This is a genomic window from Nostoc sp. DSM 114160 (assembly GCF_053470305.1).
The window spans coordinates 767,570-791,337 of record NZ_JBPFGO010000004.1; the positions used below are offsets into that span (position 1 = coordinate 767,570).

At 41.5% G+C, this 23,768-nt stretch carries 17 protein-coding genes and 2 pseudogenes; 11 read left to right on the top strand and 8 right to left on the bottom strand.

What is annotated here, in order from left to right:
- Nucleotides 1–10: 10 nt before the first annotated feature.
- Entirely contained in the window at nucleotides 11–343 is a 333-nt protein-coding gene (locus NSTCB13_RS35210) for an ABC-2 family transporter protein (RefSeq protein ID WP_448275634.1), read from the bottom strand.
- 208 nt (nucleotides 344–551) lie between these two features.
- Between NSTCB13_RS35210 and NSTCB13_RS35215 the strand changes: the two genes are divergently transcribed.
- A complete protein-coding gene (locus tag NSTCB13_RS35215; protein WP_445626292.1) occupies nucleotides 552–1,880 on the top strand; it encodes a hypothetical protein in 1,329 nt (442 codons plus the stop codon).
- Between the two features lie 151 nt (nucleotides 1,881–2,031).
- On the opposite strand, the gene NSTCB13_RS35220 is transcribed toward NSTCB13_RS35215, so the two are convergent.
- The 3 genes and pseudogenes from NSTCB13_RS35220 to NSTCB13_RS35230 all read right to left on the bottom strand — a co-directional run bounded on the left by NSTCB13_RS35220 (nucleotide 2,032) and on the right by NSTCB13_RS35230 (nucleotide 4,558).
- Nucleotides 2,032–2,469: a response regulator gene (locus NSTCB13_RS35220; RefSeq protein ID WP_448266717.1), complete on the bottom strand. Its 438-nt coding sequence runs from the start codon at nucleotides 2,467–2,469 to the stop codon at nucleotides 2,032–2,034.
- Between the two features lie 167 nt (nucleotides 2,470–2,636).
- Nucleotides 2,637–4,005 (bottom strand): annotated as a pseudogene (locus tag NSTCB13_RS35225) (DUF3370 domain-containing protein).
- Nucleotides 4,006–4,036: 31 nt separating this feature from the next.
- On the bottom strand, nucleotides 4,037–4,558 hold the full coding sequence (locus NSTCB13_RS35230; protein WP_445626295.1) for a pyroglutamyl-peptidase I family protein: 522 nt from the start codon (nucleotides 4,556–4,558) through the stop codon (nucleotides 4,037–4,039).
- Nucleotides 4,559–4,616: 58 nt separating this feature from the next.
- On the opposite strand from NSTCB13_RS35230, the gene hisH reads away from it, so the two are divergent.
- Both hisH and rsmD read left to right on the top strand, forming a co-directional pair.
- Complete coding sequence (gene hisH, locus NSTCB13_RS35235) at nucleotides 4,617–5,252, top strand: imidazole glycerol phosphate synthase subunit HisH (RefSeq protein WP_322674225.1); 636 nt, start codon at nucleotides 4,617–4,619, stop codon at nucleotides 5,250–5,252.
- A gap of 106 nt (nucleotides 5,253–5,358) precedes the next feature.
- Nucleotides 5,359–5,949: a 16S rRNA (guanine(966)-N(2))-methyltransferase RsmD gene (gene rsmD / locus NSTCB13_RS35240; RefSeq protein WP_448275636.1), complete on the top strand. Its 591-nt coding sequence runs from the start codon at nucleotides 5,359–5,361 to the stop codon at nucleotides 5,947–5,949.
- A 105-nt stretch (nucleotides 5,950–6,054) separates the two neighbouring features.
- On the opposite strand, the gene petG is transcribed toward rsmD, so the two are convergent.
- Nucleotides 6,055–6,168 (bottom strand): cytochrome b6-f complex subunit V, encoded by a 114-nt coding sequence (gene petG, locus NSTCB13_RS35245; protein ID WP_063721252.1) that lies wholly within the window; start codon nucleotides 6,166–6,168, stop codon nucleotides 6,055–6,057.
- A 209-nt stretch (nucleotides 6,169–6,377) separates the two neighbouring features.
- Between petG and NSTCB13_RS35250 the strand changes: the two genes are divergently transcribed.
- Nucleotides 6,378–6,752, top strand: coding sequence for a c-type cytochrome (locus NSTCB13_RS35250; RefSeq protein WP_445626297.1), 375 nt, complete (start codon nucleotides 6,378–6,380; stop codon nucleotides 6,750–6,752).
- A 350-nt stretch (nucleotides 6,753–7,102) separates the two neighbouring features.
- Here the strand turns inward: NSTCB13_RS35250 and NSTCB13_RS35255 are convergent, their stop codons facing one another.
- Nucleotides 7,103–11,602 carry a translation initiation factor IF-2 N-terminal domain-containing protein gene (locus NSTCB13_RS35255; RefSeq protein ID WP_448275638.1) on the bottom strand — a complete coding sequence of 1,500 codons (4,500 nt, stop codon included), beginning with the start codon at nucleotides 11,600–11,602 and terminating at the stop codon, nucleotides 7,103–7,105.
- Between the two features lie 25 nt (nucleotides 11,603–11,627).
- Nucleotides 11,628–12,548 carry a histone deacetylase family protein gene (locus tag NSTCB13_RS35260; protein WP_448275640.1) on the bottom strand — a complete coding sequence of 307 codons (921 nt, stop codon included), beginning with the start codon at nucleotides 12,546–12,548 and terminating at the stop codon, nucleotides 11,628–11,630.
- Between the two features lie 108 nt (nucleotides 12,549–12,656).
- Between NSTCB13_RS35260 and NSTCB13_RS35265 the strand changes: the two genes are divergently transcribed.
- Nucleotides 12,657–13,682 (top strand): mechanosensitive ion channel family protein, encoded by a 1,026-nt coding sequence (locus tag NSTCB13_RS35265; RefSeq protein ID WP_448275641.1) that lies wholly within the window; start codon nucleotides 12,657–12,659, stop codon nucleotides 13,680–13,682.
- A 48-nt stretch (nucleotides 13,683–13,730) separates the two neighbouring features.
- Here the strand turns inward: NSTCB13_RS35265 and NSTCB13_RS35270 are convergent, their stop codons facing one another.
- Complete coding sequence (locus NSTCB13_RS35270) at nucleotides 13,731–14,510, bottom strand: MBL fold metallo-hydrolase (RefSeq protein WP_448275643.1); 780 nt, start codon at nucleotides 14,508–14,510, stop codon at nucleotides 13,731–13,733.
- A gap of 114 nt (nucleotides 14,511–14,624) precedes the next feature.
- On the opposite strand from NSTCB13_RS35270, the gene NSTCB13_RS35275 reads away from it, so the two are divergent.
- From NSTCB13_RS35275 to NSTCB13_RS35300, 6 genes and pseudogenes are all read left to right on the top strand, one after another.
- Nucleotides 14,625–15,062 (top strand): VOC family protein, encoded by a 438-nt coding sequence (locus NSTCB13_RS35275; protein ID WP_448275644.1) that lies wholly within the window; start codon nucleotides 14,625–14,627, stop codon nucleotides 15,060–15,062.
- Between the two features lie 256 nt (nucleotides 15,063–15,318).
- A complete protein-coding gene (locus NSTCB13_RS35280; RefSeq protein ID WP_448275646.1) occupies nucleotides 15,319–16,212 on the top strand; it encodes an alpha/beta fold hydrolase in 894 nt (297 codons plus the stop codon).
- A 209-nt stretch (nucleotides 16,213–16,421) separates the two neighbouring features.
- Nucleotides 16,422–16,709 carry a hypothetical protein gene (locus tag NSTCB13_RS35285; RefSeq protein ID WP_448275648.1) on the top strand — a complete coding sequence of 96 codons (288 nt, stop codon included), beginning with the start codon at nucleotides 16,422–16,424 and terminating at the stop codon, nucleotides 16,707–16,709.
- 68 nt (nucleotides 16,710–16,777) lie between these two features.
- A pseudogene (locus tag NSTCB13_RS35290) lies at nucleotides 16,778–18,413 on the top strand (AAA-like domain-containing protein).
- A 72-nt stretch (nucleotides 18,414–18,485) separates the two neighbouring features.
- A complete protein-coding gene (locus tag NSTCB13_RS35295; protein WP_448275650.1) occupies nucleotides 18,486–19,115 on the top strand; it encodes a type I restriction endonuclease in 630 nt (209 codons plus the stop codon).
- A gap of 115 nt (nucleotides 19,116–19,230) precedes the next feature.
- Nucleotides 19,231–23,100 carry an AAA-like domain-containing protein gene (locus NSTCB13_RS35300; RefSeq protein ID WP_448275652.1) on the top strand — a complete coding sequence of 1,290 codons (3,870 nt, stop codon included), beginning with the start codon at nucleotides 19,231–19,233 and terminating at the stop codon, nucleotides 23,098–23,100.
- Nucleotides 23,101–23,768: the final 668 nt, after the last annotated feature.

Consider the following 23,768-nt stretch of genomic DNA (forward strand, 5'->3'; position numbering starts at 1 on the left):
AGCCTAGATATTATAATATGACCAACATTGACCTCAATCTCGCATCTGCATCAAATTCCTTGAAGAGTAGCGAAGCAAACCTTAGTAAAACACACCTGCACCAACCAACAGCACAGTAGTTGACCCCAGCCACTGCTAGCACAGCATGAATTAAAGATAGCGATCGCAATGCCTCAATTGGCAAATAAGTCACCAATCCAGCCGGAATCAACGTGTACAAAAGTAGTTTCACCGTTCCCTCAAACAAAGTTGCTCGATAAGTACTGAAGGTAAGAATGGCATTTCGCCACTGTTGTGTCAGTCCTTTGGAATTGCGTAGATAAAAGCTGAGGCTACCCTTCAAAATATTAAAGCCGACAACATCGCCACTGAAACTGTCAATCCAGTAAACAACGCCAAATGCACCGCATCAGGCTTGACAAAAAACCAATCAATTCCATATCCAAAAAGCAATTCTGCTAAGTGTGCATTTCCATAAATCTAGCAATAGCTAGATGCTGAAATTCTCTCAAAGGCTATAATTTACATCTGTTGCACCGAGAGATTAACTTGTGGATGTCATATTAGAACGATCGCACGAATTAAAACAAGCCTTAGTTGATTTTGTCCTTGATGCTGAAGGCGAACTGGCACAAGCGCTGGAAACTTATGCAGCAGAACAGTTGCGCCGTGGAAGTGGGGATAATACGCAGCAGGACTTAACCATCGATAGCTTTTTGACAGACGGGAAAGTTGGTGATAAGTCACCATTAGACTTGTTTATCGAAAGCCATCCAGATTTAGCAGAAAGCGATCGCAGACTGATAAACAGTTGGCATCATAGTTTTATTGGCTTGTTTGCCATCACTAATATTTTACCTGATGGCTTTGAATTGACAAACTGGTTAACAGATAAACGCTACATTGTCAAGCCAAACAATACTCAAACATTACAGGCAATATCTCGGTTAAAAGTTGGAGAAATCCTGCTAACTCGCATTTCTCCCGTTACCGATAGCTACTGGACGTTTTCTGGCCCCTACACAATAATGGGTAAATTAGGTAAACCAAAACTTGCCGTAGCAATTGGTAATTTTAAGGAAAACTATAAAAGTAATCTTTATAGCGATGCTCCAGACTTGCTAGAAGAAGCTTGGCAGTCAGTAGAAAAATATCATCAGCAGTTTGTGGACTTTTTTGGCACTGATGAAATCACACTACCTGGATACCAGCTGAATAAAAAAATAGCGGAATTTCAAGAAGTAATTACTGAGAAAACCTTTGCAGCCGCAGGAATTGATACTTCTAAATCTCTGGCGGAAGTAGCAGAAGCAGCTGGAATTGGCGACGAGGAAATCAAAGCAGCCGCACAAGAATTTGGTGCAGATTCCAATGTAGTCTCTGAGATGCTTAACAGCAAAAGCAGCAAAAAAATGGTGATGCCAAAGGTTGATTTGCCTGCTGAACTCAAGAAAGCAGAACAGGTAACGGCTCTCTCTCATCCTCGTTGGGGACAAATGTTTTTACCAACATATAGTAAAGTACAAGCAATCTTATCGGCAGAGGATTGGCAAAGTGTTCAAGGAGCGGAAAAACTAATTCGCTACTACCTCGAAGATAAAAGTATTAATGCTTTTATTTGGCATCGATTAGCGCAACAGTATCCAACTCAATTAGAAAATGTGTTGCAAACATTTTTGCAACGTCCATTTAGGCTTGAAAGTGACTTGGATACACTTTTGCAAGAATTCCACAAACCTATCGAGCCAGAGTTGCCAGACATTGCCAGTGTACCCATACATTTGCATAACTTATTTCAGGAAGCTTTAGGAGAAGTTAACAAATCTAAGCCCAAAGGTAAGGGGCAACAAAAGCCAGCAAAGGGTTTTCAACGAGGTTAATAAATATATGCAACATTTTACCCTACTCATTTAGGGTTCTATGGTTTCTTTTCTTAAAATCGTTTTTAGGAGTGTATAGCTAGCTGTGCGCTCCCACAGAGTATTGTCTGAAATCACGATCAAAAACGAGATCGAGGCTAGCTACTTATATTTAAAGATCGGAAGATAACAGGTAAACAATCTCATCTACAATTTCTTCTGGACTCTCAAGCTTGACTAGAAATCGATTAAAACCAGCATTCAAAGCTTTATAGCTTGAGACTTCCCGTGTATAAGAAGTGATAGCGATCGCAGGCAACTGTCTTAAGGATGGGCAAGAATGTACTCGAATTTGCTCAATTAACCAATTTCCATCGCGATCGGGCAACTTCATATTGCACACCAGAATATCGGGATGGAGCAATTCAACTAAGGCAAGGGCTGCTTCTGCATCGGTTAAAGCCATAACCTCCGCACCAGCTGCTTCCAAAATGAAAATGAGCAAATCTGCAATATCTGGCTCATCCTCTACCAGTAAAATCAAGATTCCAACAAGCGGCTGAAGCGAATTTAACTCAGTTTCTTGATTGATTTTTTGATTCGTTGCCATATCGTCCTCTTATTAGCTATCTACTTAGTCTGCTATTTCTATTGCAATGCATAGAACAAAATAAGTATTCAGCCTAAATATACAAACTTGGAGTGAAAAGCTTGAGAACAGGCTTTAATTATTTTTTGGTAATAGGTACTTGGAGATTACCCATTACCCATAACTCATCACCGAGGTTCAGCTTGAGTTAAGACTGTTAATACTTGCGGAGGTGTAGCATCTGGCGGATAGAGAAAGTCAACTTCTACTAAAGAGCGATCGCCTGGTTTCATCTTTAATAAAACTAACGGTTCCCCTGGTTGACCTCTCTTTTGTACTAAATGCACAAATTGAGTTTGCAGCTGATTTTGGTCATTTTTGTAACGTACTCGCACTGTCCCTCGAAAAAATACTTGAGGATCTGGTGTACTCAAAAAGCGTAATCCTGGTTTGACTAACCGATCTTCCTTTAGTGGTGTTTGTATGGATACACTAACAGTTTGAGAACTTTGAGTATTGTTGTATAGTGGCAACTTGAGATTATATTGAATTCCATAGTTACCATGAGCGCGATATGCGGTGTCAGGATAGCGCACCAGCATAGGTGCACTTTGAATTTGACCAGTTCCTAATGTACCGCCATGCACGGTATTCAGAGCGTAAGAAAACACTTGACCAGACTGGGGAATAGTTAAATACTTGGCTTTAGGATTATCTACTAATAAGGCTCTCCATCGCGAACCACCAACCACTCCCGCAACACGCCCATAAATTCTTGGCTTGCCAGTTTCTTCTAAGGGAGTGGGAGTTTTATCTCGCGGCACAGCCAAATCGCCATTATCTAGTAAATTCTGCCACTCTTCTAAAGTGGGCGATCGCTCGCTGCCATCAGGATTCTCGCGTGCAAACATCGCTAGGCTAGCTGCATAGACAGTGCCATCACTTTGCAGTCGGATGAATGTAGACCCGACCATTTAAAGGTGGTGTCAATCCCTGTACAGGAATTGGTAAATTGAGTAACATCCGACTTTGCTTTGGTGGAATCTCAATTTGGGCAGGAAAAATCTCTTGTCGCACTCCCCGAAGCACATCAGACATAACGCGATCGCCAGGACCTGCAAAAATTTTACCTAAAGGATTTTGGCTAAAGGATGGTAATTGAATAAATGGTGCATCCGGTTGGCTTAAATAACTCGCCGCCTGCCAAATATTTACTTTCACCGATTCCGAACCAGGGTTATGCAAAATTATCCCTAAATAAAGAGAACGCAAATTCTCTGGTGGTTCAGCCTTCGCAACATGATGGGCAAAAATATCAAATCGTCCCCGAAAGGGAAAATTTAGATGCGCTGTTGGCACTTTTTTCCCATCTGGTGGAAACGTGGAAAGTAAAATTCCTTCTTTCAAAACTAATTCTGGACTATTGCTGTTAAAGGTTGGCACTGTATCCAATTGACCTGGTAAAGGACGTACTTCTTGTGGTTGTACGACTTCTTCAGGTGGTAGCGTGGCAGGAGTTGATTGGGCAATTGGGAAAATTAGTAACAATGGCAACATATACATAGATATTTCTTTCACCATACAGACATTAACAACTTGATGAAAGTGCCAGTTTGTTAATAATTAATACGAAATCGGCAAGAATCCCCATCAAATTTTCTTGATTGAGAACCGGAACGTGGACAAAAATACAACGTGCCGTGAGTTTATTTTGGCTTAAGTATTCCAACACTGAATAGTAAAGACCTTCGCAAACAAATTTCCCACAGTCGTAGCTAATTTGAATTTTTGCTGCTCCCGCCACTAATTTTTCTAAATCAACTTCTGTCTGTAAAACAATTTCTTCGCAGCTAGCACCTGCTTCCACACTTAATTGTGTACGGCTTGCAGCCATGCCACAACAGATGATGTAATCAGGTTGGATTGCCTTGATTTTTTCCATTACCTGAGTACTGGCAAGTTGCACATCTACGGGTAACTGGCGTAAAAAAGTTAAATCATGTGGTATCAACTCAAGTTTGCTCACTTCAAGTAATAAATCATCAGAAGAATTTGACTGTTGATCTTTTAGCCAAGTGTCAAAAGAAGTTAATAGAATTCTTTTCTTCATAACAAATATTATTTAGAATAGAAAAACCCTCCATAATAAATTTACAAGGAGCAGGTAAATGCCAGTAATTGCGGTCGTAGATTATGAGATGGGAAATTTGCACTCAGTTTGCAAAGGCTTGGAAAAAGCTGGGGCAACTCCTAATGTTACTTATTCTCCAAAGGAATTAGAGCAGGCAGATGCTATAGTCCTACCGGGAGTGGGAGCATTCGATCCAGCAGTGCAACACCTGCGATCGCGTGGTTTAGAACAACCTATTAAAGAAGCGATCGCATCTGGTAAGCCTTTTTTGGGAATTTGTTTAGGATTACAAATTCTCTTTGAATCAAGTGCAGAAGGTACCCAACCAGGACTAGGAATTATCAAAGGAAAAGTGCGGCGGTTTCGTCCAGAAGCTGACATAACTATTCCTCATATGGGGTGGAATCAACTAGAAATCACTCAACCAAAAAGTATTTTGTGGGAGCATTTACCGTCCGATCCTTGGGTATATTTTGTCCATTCCTACTATGTTGACCCAATAGACCCGTTAATCCGTGCAGCAACTATCACTCACGGTACTCAAACCGTCACAGCTGCGATCGCTCACGAAAACCTGATGGCAGTACAATTTCACCCCGAAAAATCCTCTAATATCGGATTGCAAATTCTGTCTAATTTCGTTGCTCAAGTCCGCGAAAAAATTCCTGCCTAATTATTTTGTCATTTGTCCTTTGTCATTTGTTAATAAATGAAAATGACCATCTACCTTGAATTAATGCCAATGCCCTATTTGGCCTATGCCCCATGCCCAATGAATAATGAGCCTGAGAATTTACGGTAATCGCCAGCTAAAAACTTTACCAGGGAAAGAAACTAGACCCACTAGTGCGCGAGTCAGAGAGGCAATCTTTAATATTTGGCAAGGAGAAATTGCTCTTTGTCGCTGGCTAGATTTGTGCGCCGGTACTGGTTCAATGGGCGCAGAGGCTTTGTGTAGAGGAGCCAGCGTAGTAGTGGGAATTGAACAATCGAGCCGAGCCTGTGCCACCATCCAACAAAATTGGCAGCAGTTAGCTAACGCTGACCAAGAATTTCGAGTATTGCGGGGAGATATTACCCAGCAGTTAAAGACTTTATCAGGTAAACAGTTTGATAGAATTTACTTCGATCCACCTTATGCCAGTGGATTGTACCAGCCAGTATTAGAAGCGATCGCTCACCATCAACTTTTAGATTTTAGCGGCGAAATTGCAGTTGAACACGCCTCACAAGGTTGGACACCGCCAGAGATTCCCGCTTGGGAAATTTGCCGCCAGAAAGTTTACGGCAACACATCACTTACTTTCTACAGAATTCGGAATCAGGAATTAGGAGCAGATAAAGGAGATGAAGAACAATATGACTCCTAACTCTTGGAAAGACTTGGGTTAATCGCGTCTCTACTCCTAACTCTTGTACAGACGCGATTAATCGCGTCTCTACTCCTAACTCCTAACTCCTAACTCAGCACTCCCTCATCCCCCCAGCTGATTGGGGCGCTTGTATTGCTTATATGCAGCGTAAAAAAGTCCAGCGAGAGTTACGAAAACTAGACCAAGGACAATACCTGATAGCAGGGGTTCAACCACTGTAAATCTCCTCTTTGTAATTATTAAATATTCGTTGCCTGTTTTTGATTTTACCAAATTTCGTATGAATCCTGCGCCCTACAGCCCTTTGGAGTGCGACTGGTCACAAAAAAATAGTCTTCTGTGCTTGCAGACACAATCAAGAACTTTTAAGCTATGTGTAGGAAATGAAAACTTTTTAGCACACCTAGACTTTCAGAGCAAACCTTTTGGATAACCAGATTACCAAACCTGAAATTTTGATTCAGCGGATCGTTTTATTGACGCTGGCTATACTGCTAGCAGTCCCTTTGGGCTTTTTTGGTGTTCAGTTGGTTCAAGCCTCCGATCCATACGTCAAGAGTGTTCTATCCCTAACAGGAAACCCAGTTCAAGGACACGCGATATTTCAAATTAACTGTGCGGGTTGTCATGGCTTGGAAGCAGACGGGCGAGTGGGGCCCAGTTTGCAAGCTGTTTCAAAGCACAAGTCTCGGTATGGACTGATTCACCAAGTGATCAGTGGTGAAACACCGCCAATGCCAAAATTCCAACCTAGTCCTCAAGAAATGGCGGATCTTTTGAACTATTTAGAGTCTTTGTAGACCCTAAGAATTTTTGGTTCAGGACTTACGCAACTGACACAAGCAATGGTGTGCGAAGCGCACCAAGCACCCAAAAACTACACAGAAGACATAGCAATATCTGGACGTTTTAGTTGCTCAATTAAATAATTAAAAAGCAATTTGTGCTTGAGCTTGTAAATATCAAACACATTCTGGGTAATTAAATACTTATGTACTACTGGCTAGCGATCGCACTGTGCCAGTTGCGTAAGTCCTGTTTATGAGCAAATTCCGTTAAGATACTTAGCCTAAGTTACAGTTTATGAAATTTAGGTTTTTTGTCGATTCGCGCAATACCTGCGGCGGCTATGCGTAAGCAGATCGCAGATTTAGCTGAAGAGGCGAGAAACATCAACGAAACCTTCATGAAGACTAACAATATTTGAAACTTCTGAATACATGCTTCCGACTTTACCTGATTGATGGGTAAATAAATTATGGCAACCCACAATTATTAGTAGTTCTTGAGCGCGAGAAAATGCAACATTTACCCGTTCTGGTTTCTTCGCAAATCCCACATCTCCATTGTTATTATTGCGAACCATACTGACAATTACAACAGGTCTTTCCATACCTTGAAATCTGTCTACTGTACCAGTACGAATTTCTAGCGAAGGAAAAAGTTCAGATTGCAGACGTTCATCGATTTTTCTCAATTGAGCGCCATAAAATGTAATTACGGCAATTTCTTTTTTTGGTTCCCCATTAGCAACTTTAGAAACCCAAGTATTTTCAAACTGATGACACAAACGTTCAATCGCATCAATTTCTGGAATATTAAAGTAAGAAGTTCCGTTTCGTTGCTCTAAAAACTGATTTTCTATAGGCGTTTTTACCCAAATAAGATGCTGAGATTCTTGGATAATTTCGCTTGCTAAATGATGTGCGCGTTTTGTGTCCGCCTCTAAAATACCAGATTCTAGTTTACCGTCATAAAATTGATTAATTGCACCCATAATAAATGGATGCATTCGATATTGTATAGTTAGCATTTGTTTGATGCTTTCATCAGCAGATTCAAACTGACTTTTAAATAATGATTCTTCTAGGAATTGTAGTTCATCTCGTGTATTGCCAATTGTTTGAGCTACTTCTTCTAAAGTGCTAGTATCAAGCATGGGTGGTAATTGGCGATGATCGCCTACCATTACTAGCTTTTTGCCTTTCAAAGCTGGGATTAGTAACTCTGGTGGAGTACACTTACTAACTTCATCAATAATGACGACATCAAAAGATTTAAATTCTTCTGAAAAACCTCTATTTGCAGCCTGAACACAGGTGATTCCGACGACATTGGCATTATCTAAATATATGCGCCTTAAATCGTCGCGTAGGCGTAGCCCGCCGCAGGCATCGCCTTCAGTTGGCTCTCTTAATTTTCCTATCCAATCTTGAACAAAATTCTGATATTTATTAAGATAATTTTCTTCTGTCTGGAGTTGTTGCTGCCAAGATTCAAACTGAGTATTAATCTTGCGTAAAAACTTTATACTAAATAAGTCTGCTTGGGAAATTTCTGGTTTAAATTTATCAGGTATTGTTTGCCATTCTGTCAACCACCAACTTCGTTCTTGCCTTAGGTTTTCTGATAGCTGTGGTTGTGATTTTTGTTCTACCTCACGTAGATTAGTTTGTAATTTTTGTAGATGCTGTAGAGAAGTTTCAGTTTTTTCTTGTAGCTTTGATAAATGCTCTTTTAGAGAATGTTTAATTATCTCCAGTACAGCAAAAGGTTCTAATGATGAGATTAAAGTTTCAAGCTGACTAATGGAAGATTCCCAGTAATTTGCTTGATTTGCAAATTCTTGGGGATGCTCCCAAATATTTGATTGTGTTGCCAGATATCTTTCAACTAAAATACGTAATTTAGAAGGGATATTTTTTTGATTAAGCTCCTGCAAGATATTAATCACTCGTCCAAGTTGGAAATTAGCATCCTGCTGTGCTTTTTCTACCTCAGCTTGAGTAATAGATATTTGCTGTTGGCTAACTTTATTTTTCTGAAGTTCATTTAATTGTCCTTGTAGATACTGAAGTTGTTGCTCGGTTTCCGTTTTGACTTTTAAAACGCATTGACGCGCATTTGCAAGGATAACATCTAACAATTCTTGGGTAATGCGGGTGAGAGTAGAGTCGATATTATTCCATTCCCATGATGTACCATAAGTCCGTTGCATTCTAATTAAGAAAACCTGGGTATTCTCAACCAGTAATTTTCGTTGTTTGGGGTTGAGTAGCTGATAATTGTTAAATTGTTGATAGGTTTCTTGCCATTGGGTGCGATCGCTGTTTGATAGCACCATTGGAATCTGGCTAAAATTTTCTTGTAAAAAATAGCTAAAATTATGCTGTTTACCCCGCCTGTCGGTAAAACCTCCATCTATTTCATAAGCGATCGCCTTTGCTAATACTTCCCATTCTGGTAGATTTATTTGATAATTTTTTGGTACTATTGGAAGTTTTAATGTATTAGCAAACATCAATAAACCTAGCGGTAAGTCAACTAAATTTTCTGTGAGTGGTACACCTGATTGATAACATTCTTTTAAAGTTTGATAGAGATGAGAAGGTGCTGTAGATTTCCATTCTTTAACTGCTGAGATAATGTAATCTATTTCCCGTTTGCGGTTTTGCCATATCTGGATTGTTTGCTGTATATTTTGCAGTTTTGTATGATATTGCTGATAATCTGGTTGTAACTGATTCAACGAAGCGAAATTTTGTTTGACAACCTCCACTGATGCTGCAACTTCTAAGATGGCTTTACTTGCTTCTTGAGCATAAGTCAAAGAAGTTTTAAATCCAGAAATTTCTATTGCTACAGTTTTACGCAACCAAGCTGCTAAACCAAAAGCACCAAGCGCCGGACGCACAAAACCAAGCTCATCAGTATATTTGATGATTTGACGAACATTTGCTAAAAACTCTTCTATTAAACTGTTACCTTCTGTGTAGGGTTTAAGAAGTGGCAAGAAATCTGTAACTTCTGAAGCTTCCCAGTTGATATTTGGTAAAGTCTTTAATATATTTTCTAATTTTACAATTAGTGATTCAACCTCGTTCTGTTTATCTACAGTTTCGTTGTAATCTTTTTCTTGATTTTGAAAGTTTACCTCTAGTTTTATCTTATTTTCATTGAATTTAGTTTGTTGCTGATTAAATTCTTCCTCTGCTTGGAAGTAAGCAGTAAATCTTTGTGATGATGCCAGTAAGTGAGTGAAAATTTTAATATTTTCTAGCCGTTGAATCAGATTATTTTCGCAATCAGTTGCAGTATTTTCTAGCCATCTGCCAATTACTTGGTCTTCTAAAAATGGCTGTCCTTCTTCCCCAACTTTTTCGGCTTTACCCTTGCGTACAGCGCGAATTACTGGGTTGTGAACTAATCGACTCAGGGCGTTATCTACTGCTAAATTGGCTTGAGAAGCAATTAGAGTGCGTCCACCGCGAAGGGCAATTTGATAGCAAATCTCGGCAATTACGGTAGTTTTCCCAGTACCTGGCGGCCCTTGGATAAGAACAAGATCCTTAGCGGCAAGTACCTTTTCTACTGCTGCTTTCTGTCCAGGATTTGCAGAAGATAATAATAAATCTTGTGGTTGAAGTTCAACAGTTGTTTTGATTTCTCTAGCCTGAGAAGCATCGAATAAAAAGTTACCTAAGTAGGGATTTTGGGTATAACCATTATTCAAATCATCTAAAGCTTTTTTCTTGCGCTGAATCTGCTGAATATCACCAACTGCCTCGAAACACAAAAATCCGCTAGCTGGTAATTTATAACGCTCTGTTGCCATGAATTCAGCTAAGTCGCGTTCTAGTCTGAGGCTGATAATACCACGGTTGATATCAACTTCTTCAACAGTTCCTAATTGACGACCGCTAATCCAATTTTTGCCTACAGGAGCAGTTTCAAAAAGTTTTAAATCTTCGTTTTTTGTGCGGATTGCTCGTTCCCAAAAATTATCTACATCAAGGGAATTTTGATAAAAGCCGTCAAGGGTAGCTGAGTTTACATCAATTTCAAAACTGATTCGCCTTTTAAAGTTATAGTTATGATTTACGTAACGCACACAAAATTGACGAGCTTTAGCAATTTTTTCCTCAATTTGCAAAAATGCTTTCCAAGCTTTTAGCTGATGTTCTGTAGGCACATTTTCGCCACAAACTGGCGCGGTAGCGATGCGCTTCAATGTCGCTGGCGGAATGTCGAGATGATGCTGATGATTAGCCAGTAAACGCAAGCGACAAGGTATAGCATAGCTGTCGGCGTGTCCCCGTGAGAGTTGTAACAACTGAGCCGAAAGTATTTTTATACCATCGCGTCCATCTTTTTGTACAGCCGCTCTAAATCCTAATGTTTTTCTGAGCTTGTCAAGTCTTGCGGGTAATGGAAAATCATCGGAGTCTGTTGCTATTGTCAAATCCCAGATTTCCTCTCTTGTTTCTTTCCCCGCACCTTTGCGACGCACATAAAATAGAGAGGGCTTTTTACCGACACATTCATACATTAACTGATTGGCGCGATCGCGCCGCTCCCTAAAATCGGAATATGATTTCAAGGCAGCCTCACCTTCAAGATGGCGGATAAAGCTATCAATTGCTGAAGCTATAAATGTATAGCCCCAATCTTCAGAGGTGGTTTTAGTTTTCGAGGATTTTGCTGTTAGTTTATTTATCGCTATACGAATACGTTCTGCATCGGATTCTGGAATTGCACTGGTATGGCTTTTGACTGCAATTTTGAGTTTTTCACAAATTACTAATAGCTTCTTGCTATCTAAATTTAATTCTTTTGCTAGTTCGTAGACTCTGATTTTGCCGTTGTTCATCCAGTTAACAATTAAGGGTTTTGATTTAAAATAGTTTGTATTGCTGATAAACTTCACTAGCGGCCCGATGCAACAGGGAATGCCGCCATACTAAAGATTTCATATCATCAGCATAACCGCCGCCAATAACGCAGGCGACGGGATAACCCCTACTCATACAGGTACTCAAAACCTGCATTTCCCGGCGAAAAATGCCAGTATCTGTAAGGGCTAATTTTCCCAAGCGATCGCCTATATGAGGGTCAACGCCTGCATCATAAAATACTAAATCTGGCTTGACTTTAGATAACAAATCTGATAAATAATTCGCTAAAGTTTGTAAATAAGCCTCATCTTCCATTCCCACCGGCAAAGGAACATCCAAATCGCTGTTTTGTTTTGTACCGGGGAAATTGACTTCGCAGTGCATGGAGAAAGTAAAAACGCTGTCGTCGTCTTGGAAGATAAAAGCGGTACCGTCTCCTTGATGGACATCCAAATCGACAATCAGGATTTTTTGGACGAGTCCAAATTTTTGTAAAACGCGACAAGCGATCGCTAAATCGTTGAAAATACAAAAACCAGACCCATAACTGGGAAAGGCGTGATGAGTTCCACCAGCCGTATTACAGGCTAAACCCTGACTTAGTGCCAGTTTTGCAGTGAGTATCGTACCACCTACCGCTACACAAGTACGATTTGCTAGTGCTGGACTCCAAGGCAAACCAATACGTCGCTGTGCTTTGGCATCTAGGGTTCCTTCACAGTAGGCTTGAACGTAGCTTGGAGTATGGACTAACTCTATTAATTCTGGTGGCGGACATTCGGGAGTGTGAAATTGTTCTTGATTTGCTACACCATCAGCTAACAGCAATTCGTAGAGTTGTCGGAACTTAGACATCGGGAAACGATGTCCTTCAGGCAGGGGAGCAATATAATCTGGGTGATAAATAATTGGCAAATCCATAAGGAAAGAAAATTTTAAGCAGCTAATCCGATAACAAGGTAAAATTTAGCCATAATTACAGTAATAGTGCTGTTATTCTAAATGTAAAATTCCAAATTTAAAATTGATATGATCGAATGGATTACGCCCATAGCGTTTATTATATCTGGCTTTCTGGCTGGAATAATCGGTGAAAAAGTTATCTTCAAAAAACTAGAAACATTCGTTACTAATAAACGAGTTGTCGGGAGTAAAATTATATTTCACTCTCTACACCGGATGACTTTTCTTTGGTTGGTCATTGGCGGTTTTTTTTGGGCAGTTCTGAGTGCTCCCCTCAAGCCAAATGTTGCCATCGTACTGCAAAAAATTCTGACGATGGCATTTCTATATTCAATAACTTTAGTCTTGGCCAAACTGACTGCTGGTTTTGTGAATTTATTTATTCGCAGAGCCGAAGGGGTTCCCACATCACTAATTTCTAACCTGGCTAAAATTACTGTTTTAGTTTTGGGAACATTAATCATATTGCAAACTGTAGGTGTTCAAATTACCCCGATCGTCACAACTTTAGGTATTGGTGGTCTAGCAGTTGGTTTGGCGCTTCAAGACACACTTGCAAATTTATTTTCTGGTTTTTACTTAATTATTTCTAAGCAAGTTAGAACTGGTGACTATGTAAAATTAGATGCTGGACATGAGGGATATGTTATAGATATTTCTTGGCGGAATACGACCATTAGAGAAATTTCCAATAATGTCGTCATTGTTCCCAATTCTAAGTTGTCTTCGGCTATTTTCACCAACTATCATTTACCTGCAAAAGAAATTACTTTAACAATTGATGTGGGCGTCAGCTATGATAGCGATTTGGAACAAGTTGAAAAAGTAACTGTAGAAGTCGCTAAAGAAGTTATGCAAGAAATTGCACCAGAATTAAAAGATAATGAACCATATATCAGATTTCATACTTTTAATGATTTTAGTATAGATTTTACGCTTTATATGCGGGTAAGTGAATATTTCGATCAGCGGATTGGTAAACATCTATTTGTCAAAAAATTACACAAACGCTATCAGCAAGTAGGAATTCAAATTCCTTTTCCGATTAGACAAGTGTATATGCAAGATAATTCAGCTATGGAAAAAAATTAGTAGTTGCCATGTTATTAAACTAACATGGCAAGCAGTATGTCCTCGAATTTAAATTGCCAATGCTCGTTTTTCTAATGGTAGTTCAAAGCGATCGCCTGGTTTCGGCTCAAGTACCCGCGTCGAAAGATTATTCTTTTCTAATAACGAACGAAATTCCTCAGCAGTTCCTTTAGTTTGAATCAGTTTCATCAGCAAGCCCTCAAAGGACACATCTCCACCAGCAGCAGTAGGTATTATTACTTGAGGCTGTAATGATTTGACGACTTCTAAAGCACTATTTTGCCCTTTAATAATCGACCCAAGCAAAGGTAGCGTCATATCAATAAACGGTGTAATCACTACATCGATAGGTGCAGATTGCTGAAGTTGTGGAGAATGATACCCGTGAGGCTCATAGTATACAGTTAAACCACTCTCCAATTCTTTGAGGAGATAACTATTTTCTACCAGAGTCGGGCCAATTGGAGAGCCAGGGAAAGCCTTGATTTCTACTTGATTATTTAAAGTGAAAGTTTCACCATGAGCCAATACTGTTACTTGGGTGTAATCTAACTGCTGTACTACCTTAGCGGCATTGGGAGAAGCTACAACCTTGATGCTGCGATCTAACAGCTTGAGCGTTGGTGGGTGAGCATGGTCTTCTAAACCCTGAGATAGCAGGATCAAATCAATATTATCTGGGATTGGGCGATTTTGCGATCGCGAACCTTTAAACAACCATTCCAAATTGCTGAAAATCAACGAACCAACCAGCCAAGGGTCAATTAGTATTCGTTTCCCGCCGATTTCCAGCAGCCAAGAATTACTGTCGAACCAAGTTAAAAACATAAATTTTGTGAAGATAACGCCTATCTTCATTATCAATCGTGTCAGCTTGCTTAGTAAGCACTCAGTCCAATACCTACATTCGTCCGGTCAACCTCTATATACGGAGTTATTTTAATGTCCGATCTTGGTTTTACTCACATTGCACTTGCAGTTAGTGATGTTGATGCAAGCATCTCATTTTATGCAAAGTATGCTCAGATGACAGTCGTGCATCATCGCATCGATCGAGCAACTCAATCAGATGTTGCTTGGATTAGTGACTTGACTAGACCTTTTGTAATTGTCCTAATTAAAGTACCTAAAGTAGAAGGCGCACTTTTACCACAATCCCATCTTGGGGTAGCTTATCAGAATCGCGGGGAAATCGATCGTCTGTGCAATGAGGCACGCAATCAGGGAATACTGCTGGCTGGGCCAAATGACTGGGGTTATCCAGTTGGTTACTGGGCTTATCTTCGAGACCCAGATGGTCATACACTAGAAATTTCCTATGGTCAGGAAATTAGTTTTACAGTTGAGCAAGCTAGAGACGCAATTAATCGCGTCTCTTAAAAAAATTGGTGTTACTTTTTGCCACGTGTGCGTCCACCTTCATCGTTACTACCACAGTGAGAAGTAAAATTACCTGGGTTATAGCTTTCAGTAGTGAGTACTGAGTTATGAGTTATGAGTTAGGAGTTATGAGTTCAGGAGTTCTGAGTGTGATTATTGCTTTTTTAGTCAGCACGGGCTAAACGCCTCGCTACCCAGCACTATTTCGGTCAGAGAACATTACTATATTTGAAGAAACACTTTATGAATCTTATTAATGACTGTAACTACACAACAACTTCCAACTCAAGATGCCTTTGAAAAATTCATTTGGAATTGGCAGGGCTACAAAATTCAGTACACTGTCATGGGTGCAGGACGCCCTTTGGTATTAGTTCACGGCTTTGGCGCTTCCATTGGACACTGGCGCAAAAATATCCCGGTTTTAGCTGATGCTGGCTACCAGGTATTTGCCATAGACCTTTTGGGTTTTGGTGGTTCCGATAAAGCGCCCATTGATTACAGTGTAGAAGTTTGGGTGGAACTGCTGAAAGATTTCTGCACAGCACACATCCAAGAACCGGCTGTATTTATTGGCAACTCCATTGGCGCACTTTTGAGCTTAATAGTACTGGTAGAACATCCAGAAATTGCTGCTGGTGGTATTTTAATTAACTCTGCGGGTGGTTTGAGCCATCGTCCTCACGAATTGAACCCACCGCTACGGATTGTGATGGCAGCTTTTAATCGGTTTGTGCGATCGCCAATTACAGGTAAATTTGTCTATAACCGCATCCGCCAAAAAGCCCAAATTCGCCGCACCCTCTATCAAGTTTACCGAAACCGTGAAGCCGTCACCGATGAATTAGTTGATTTACTTTATACTCCCTCTTGCGACCCAGGAGCGCAACAAGTCTTCGCATCTATTCTCACAGCGCCTCCTGGTCCAAGCCCAGATGAACTTTTGCCCAAAGTAGAACGTCCTTTATTAGTAATTTGGGGTGCTGACGACCCCTGGACACCAATTACTGGGGCCAAGATTTACGAAAAGGCACGGGAGAATGGCAAAGATATCAAAATTGTCCCCATTCCCAATGCCGGTCATTGTCCTCACGATGAGGTTCCAGATGTTGTCAATGCCCAGATTGTCGATTGGCTAGCGCAAAGGTGATAATAATTTCACCTTTTTGCCTATATGTCTTAGCCCAGGCAGGGTAAAAATGGGGCTAACAATCTGGGTGAGTGGATCTTAATCTTTTAATTGCACCTTGACAGAATCAAACTTGTATAATCTGTGAAATGGAGCTTGATGTGCGTAGTGGTTTTCAATTGAATAGACTATACGCGTAGGGGCACAATATATTGTGCCCCTAAAATTATGTGTATTCCACGCTTGTAAAAATTGCTGTCATTTTCACGAGTATCAAAGGCTCATTAATGGAGTTCAAATACTCATTAATGGAGCTAAAAGACTCATTAATGGAGTTCAAAGGCTCATTAATGGAGTTCAAATACTCATTAATGGAGTTCAAAGGCTCATTAATGGAGCTAAAAGACTCATTAATGGAGTTCAAAGGCTCATTAATGGAGCTAAAAGACTCATTAACGGAGTTCAAAGGCTCATTAATGGAGCTAAAAGACTCATTAACGGTAATGCACTATCAGTAATTGTGTAGTTATCTGCTGTAGTAAACTACATCTAAGCCAGAAGACTGCATTCAATAGTTGATAGCGCTGTGAAAAAAATCCTGATTGTGTCAGCTAATCCCACAACGACAGACAAACTCCGCTTGGATGAGGAAGTAAGGGAAATTCAGGAAGGGTTGCAACGCTCTCGCAGCCGAGATAAGTTTGAACTGATTACTAAATGGGCAGTACGCCCTGACGACTTGCGGCGGGCGCTTTTAGATCATAATCCTCATATTATCCATTTTTCAGGACATGGGGGAGGAAATCAAGGTTTAGCCTTGGAAAATATTACAGGGCAAATGCAGCTGGTGAGTACAGAGTCACTAGCAAGGCTATTTAAACTATTTAAAGACAAAATTGAGTGTATTTTATTAAATGCTTGCTATAGCGAGGTACAAGCTGAGGCAATTCACCAACACATTAATTGCGTGGTTGGGATGAATCGGGCAATTGGCGATCGCGCCGCAATTAAATTTGCGGTTGGCTTTTATGATGCACTGGGTGCTGATAGGGTCTTATGAGGATGCTTATGAGTTTGGCTGTAGCGCGATTGATTTAGAAAGTATTCCAGAGTCTTCCACCCCAGTGCTGAAAAGTCGGAACAATTCCCAAGGTGCTATCTCTGCTAGCGAAATTATTCCAGATACCGAGATACAACCAGCAGTTTCCTTAGAAAATCCCGAAGGACAGGTATCTCTAAACTCTGCTTTCTATGTGGAGCGATCGCCTATTGAGGTAGACTGTTATGAAGCCATTCTTCAACCAGGGGCCTTAATTCGCATCAAAGCTCCCCGGCAGATGGGCAAAACTTCGCTCATGTCAAGGGTTCTCCATCATGCTAGTCAACATGGCTATCAGATAGCACCTGTAAATTTCCAGTCAGCCGATGCAGAATTTCTCGGTAATTTAGATCGGTTTTTGCAGTGGTTCTGTGCCAGCATTACCTACGAACTGAATTTACCCGATAAATTAGACGAGTATTGGAAGGGTGTTTTAGGTAGCAAGAATAAATGTACAAATTACTTTCAACGGTATTTATTACCTGCGATTAATAACCCCGTAGCTTTGGGTTTGGATGAAGTCGATGAAGTCTTCAAGCATCCCAAGATTGCGGCTGATTTTTTTGGATTGCTACGAGCTTGGCATGAGCGGTCAAAAAATGAGACAGTTTGGAAAAATCTCCGATTGGTGATTGTGCATTCTAAGGAAGTTTATATTCCACTCAATATTAATCAGTCGCCTTTTAATGTCGGTTTACCTATTGAGTTGCCAGACTTAAATCAAACACAAATACAAGATTTAGTACAGCGTCACAGACTCAATTGGTCTGATTCACAAATTGAAGAATTAATCACACTCGTCGGTGGTCATCCTTATTTAGTGCGGGTAGCCCTTTATGAAATTGCCCGTGGTCGGATAACGCTGGAAAATCTGCAAAAAATCGCGGCAACTGAGGAAGGCCCTTACAGTGACCATCTGCGCCGCCACTGGCTGAATTTGCAAGAGGATGCAGAATTGCTAGCGGCGGTCAAAGAAGCGATGATGGCAAATCGGCCTGTGGATGTCGGTATAACTGAAGCATTTAAACTCCGCAGTATGGGGTTAGTTAAGTTTCAAGGTAATCAAGTAGTGCCACTGTGTGAATTGTACCGTCAATATTTTCGGCGATCGCTTGGGCATTAAAAATTAAAAAACTACATTAGGAGTGCAATATGACTTTTATCTGCAATTACCATTTAACAAAAAGGTTTAACAATGGTTCAAGTTATTCAAGGAAGAGATATCACCCTAGCCCAACTCATCGATGAATTTGGTCTACACCTTGCAGACAACGAACTTTTTTTTTCAGAGTGGCAGCAAGATTTACCTGAGTTGAGTGATTTAGAAAAGCAATCTCTCAACGAAGTCAAGGCAGAATATTTGCATTTATCCCGCTACCAAATTTTAGAATCTGTAGTCAAAATGGTGGTGCTATCTCCACTATTGCGTCTAGCAGGTTTTTATCAACCGCCTTTTTACATAGCGTCGGAAGAAGAGGTCAGAATTTCTTCTGAAGACGAAGGCACAATTATTAGAGGACGTATTGATATCTTGGTGTTTCATCCTCCATTTTGGGTTCTCATTATTGAGGCGAAACGAGCAGAATATTCTTTGGAGGTAGCAATTTCTCAAGCATTAGCTTATATGTTGGCTAATCCTGGTAATGATAAACCTACGTTTGGTTTTGTAACCAATGGTCGAGAATTTCAATTTATTAAGTTGACGAAACAGGATACACCAAGATATGCATTATCTTACACACTGTCGCTCAATCGTGGAGATGACTTATATACTGTCGTAAAAGCGTTAAAACGCCTAGCTCATTTAGTCCGTGATAATTCTTAATGGACTAAGTTAATAATAATTGTAGGTTGGGTTGAGGCTTTGCGAAACCCAACAAACCCCGCAAAATGTTGGGTTTCGTTCCTCAACCCAACCTACATAATTTAATTTTTTTTTTATGACCCAGTACCAATATCAAGTCGGTGGTAGTCTACCTCAAAATGCACCAACTTATGTTAGACGGCAAGCTGATCGTGACCTCTATGAAGGCTTGAAGGCTGGGAATTTTTGTTATGTACTCAATTCGCGGCAGATGGGTAAATCTAGCTTGCGGGTGCGGGTAATGCAGCAGTTACAAACAGAGGGATTTGCTTGTGCTGTTGTTGATATTACAGCTATTGGGACGGCAGATATTACGCCAGAACAGTGGTATGCCGGGGTGATTGATACTCTGGTGGGAAGTTTGAATATTTATACAACTTTTGATTTAGATACTTGGTGGAATGATAACGGGTTGCTTTCACCAGTACAGCGCTTGAGCAAGTTTATTGAAACAATTTTATTAAAAACAATTACTGAAAATATTGTTATTTTTATTGATGAAATTGACAGCGTTCTGAGTCTTTCATTCAATTTGGATGACTTTTTTGCAGTTATCCGCGATTGCTACAACCGACGAGCAGACCATCCTGAATATAATCGCCTCACCTTTGCGTTGATTGGAGTATCTACGCCTTCAGATTTGATTCAAGACAAACGCCGGACACCTTTTAATATTGGACGGGCAATTGATTTAACTGGCTTTCAACTTCAAGAAGCGCGACCCTTGGCACATGGATTGGCAGAACTGGGTGATTCTCAAGAGTTCATGCAAGTGGTGCTGGACTGGACGGGAGGACAGCCGTTTTTGACGCAAAAAGTTTGTAAGTTGCTGGTGCAGAGAGGACTGGAGACTAGGAATTGGGGACTAGAGGCTGGCGACTGGGTGGAAGAGTTGGTACGCGAGGGGATTATTGAGAATTGGGAGACGCAAGATGAGCCGGAACATTTGAAGACGATTCGAGACAGAATTTTGCAGAGTGGGGAACAGAGGACTGGGCGATTGTTGGGGTTGTATCAGCAGATTTTGCAGCAGGGAGAAATAGTAGCTGATGATAGTCCTGAACAAACGGAACTGCGACTAACGGGATTAGCGGTGAAGCGGGAGGGGAAACTGCGAATTTATAACCGAATTTACGCAGAGGTGTTTAAGCACGAATGGTGCGACAAGATTTTAGCAAACTTGCGCCCCTACTCCGATACATTTAATGCCTGGGTTGAGTCTGACCATCAAGATGAGTCGCGCTTGTTGCGGGGACAGACTTTGCAAGATGCCCAAGAATGGGCAATTGGTAAAAGTTTGAGTGACTTGGACTATCAGTTTTTAGCTGCTAGTCAGGAGTTGGAAAAGCGCGATGTGCAGAAAAGGCTGGAGGCAGAGGAACAGGCAAAGCAAGTTTTAGCAGAAGCGAACCGTAAAGCTAATCAACGGATTCGCATTGGCTCTGTGGTGTTAGGTTTTGCTCTGGTGGGGGCGGTAGCATCATTTATAGTTACTCAAAAAAGTCTTCAGGCATCCAAGAATGCTATTGCAGTAGCAGAATTAGCTAAGGCAGAAACAAATAACGCCCAAAGAGAGTTAAAAAACGCGACGACAGAAACAGCAACAACCAAGCAAGAGAATCAGCGGATATCAGTTGAAAATAAACGGATATCGGAACAAGCGGTACAGGTAAAACGGAATCTTAGTAATGCAACTTCAAAACTGAATGCAGCAAATGCCAAAGTGAATAAGGCACAGCAAAACCTGAAATTAGCCCAAAACAAAGTGGCAGCAGCTAGCGCAAACGCTAGTCAAGCTAAAGTACAGGCAAACCAAGCAATTCAACAACGGCAAGTGGCACTCAATGCCCGTAAAACTTCTGTGGAGGAACTAAAGAAGGCAGATGCAGCAAGAATTGTTGCTTTAACAGCTACGCGATTGGAACAAGGCGGAACAAATGCATTGCGGCTGTTTGAGACTTCCAGAGAATTTGATGCTCTGCTATTAGCAATGGAGACGGCAGGAACATTAAAAAGTATGGTTAAGGATAAACAATCTTTAGCAGACTATCCAGCATACAGCCCTTTGTTTAGTTTACAGAGAATTTTATCTAATATTCGTGAACAAAATCGCTTGGAAGGGCATAGCGATTTGGTCAGAAGTGTCGTCTTCAGCCCGGATGGCAAAACTTTAGCTTCCGCTAGTGATGACAAGACGATCAAATTGTGGAATCGAGACACAGGCAAAGAAATTACCACCCTGAGTGGGCATAGCGATTTGGTCATGAGCGTTGTCTTCAGCCCGGATGGCAAAACTTTAGCTTCTGCCAGTTGGGACAAGACGATCAAATTGTGGAGTCGGGACACAGGCAAAGAAATTACCACCCTCAGAGGGCATAGCAATTCGGTCACAAGTGTCGTCTTCAGCCCGGATGGCAAAACTTTAGCTTCTGCCAGTTGGGACAAGACGATCAAATTGTGGAGTCGGAACACAGGCAAAGAAATTACCACCCTCAGAGGGCATAGCGATTCGGTCACAAGTGTCGTCTTCAGTCCGGATGGCAAAACTTTAGCTTCTGCCAGTTGGGACAAGACGATCAAATTGTGGAGTCGGGACACAGGCAAAGAAATTACCACCCTCAGAGGGCATAGCGCTCCGGTCATCAGCGTCGTCTTCAGCCCGGATGGCAAAACTTTAGCTTCCGCTAGTGTTGATAAGACGATCAAATTGTGGAATTGGGACACAGGCAAAGAAATTACCACCCTCAGAGGGCATAGCGATTCGGTCATCAGCGTCGTCTTCAGCCCGGATGGCAAAACTTTAGCTTCCGCTAGTGTTGATAAGACGATCAAATTGTGGAGTCGGAACACAGGCAAAGAAATTACCACCCTCAGAGGGCATAGCACTCCGGTCTTCAGCGTCGTCTTCAGCCCGGATGGCAAAACTTTAGCTTCCGCTAGTGTTGACAAGACGATCAAATTGTGGAATCGGGACACAGACAAAGAAATTACCACCCTAAGTGGGCATAGCGCTCCGGTCTTCAGCGTCGTCTTCAGCCCGGATGGCAAAACTTTAGCTTCCGCTAGTGTTGATAAGACAATCAAATTGTGGAGTCGGGACACAGGCAAAGAAATTACCACCCTCAGAGGGCATAGCGATTTGGTCAACAGCGTCGTCTTCAGCCCGGATGGCAAAACTTTAGCTTCCGCAAGTCGTGACAAGACGATCAAATTATGGAATCGGAACACAGGCAAAGAAATTACCACCCTGAGTGGGCATAGCAATTTGGTCATGAGCGTCGTCTTCAGCCCGGATGGCAAAACTTTAGCTTCTGCCAGTTGGGACAAGACGATCAAATTGTGGAGTCGGGACACAGGCAAAGAAATTACCACCCTCAGAGGGCATAGCGCTCCGGTCATCAGCGTCGTCTTCAGCCCGGATGGCAAAACTTTAGCTTCCGCTAGTGTTGATAAGATGATCAAATTGTGGAATTGGGACACAGGCAAAGAAATTACCACCCTCAGAGGGCATAGCGATTCGGTCATCAGCGTCGTCTTCAGTCCGGATGGCAAAACTTTAGCTTCCGCTAGTGTTGATAAGACGATCAAATTGTGGAGTCGGGACACAGGCAAAGAAATTACCACCCTCAGAGGGCATAGCAATTGGGTCAACAGCGTCGTCTTCAGCCCGGATGGCAAAACTTTAGCTTCCGCTAGTGATGACAAGACAATCAAATTGTGGAATCTCGACACGGGCAAAGAAATTACCACTCTGAGTGGGCATAGTGATTCTGTCAACAGCGTCGTCTTCAGCCCGGATGGCAAAACTTTAGCTTCCGCAAGTGCTGACAACACTATTAAATTGTGGAATCTGAATCTTGATGATTTATTAGCACAGGGTTGCAGTTGGCTTAAGGGTTATTTGGCTAGCCATCCTGATGCGGCTAAGGTGTGTCCAAGGCAGTAGAGATGAGGGGGATGTGGTTCGACTTCTCTACGAGACGCTACGCGAACGCTCACCAACCGCGGAAATGAGGGAGTTATGGCGAGTTAATATTCAAAAAGAGCGATCGCTCACTAAAAAAGAAATGCGTAGGCGAAGCCCATCGAAGATATCGCAGTTTAGAACTTGTGGTGTCCAAATCTCCATCTAATTTTTGTAGTGATTCTAAGCTTAAATGTAGAGCCAAAGGCATAGGCGTAGCCCGTCGTAGACATCGCTTGGTAAATTAGAGATGCGTAGGCGAAGCCCATCGAAGATATCGCAGTTATAAACTTGGTGTTTCAAGTTCTGAACACGAACGACCGAGCAAAAAGGTCGAACTTCCGAGTTCCAAACAAGAATGGCCGAGCAAAAAGGTCGAACTTCCGAGTTCCAAACAAGAATGGCCGAGCAAAAAGGTCGAACTTCCGAGTTCCAAACAAGAACGGCCGAGCAAAAAGGTCGAACTTCCGAGTTCCAAACAAGAATGGCCGAGCAAAAAGGTCGAACTTCCGAGTTCTGAACACGAACGGCCGAGCAAAAAGGTCGAACTTCCGAGTTCTGAACACGAACGGCCGAGTAAAAAGGTCGAACTTCCGAGTTAAACCTCCGGTTCCACTCCCAGCGCTTTTAACTGAACAGCCAATCTCTCT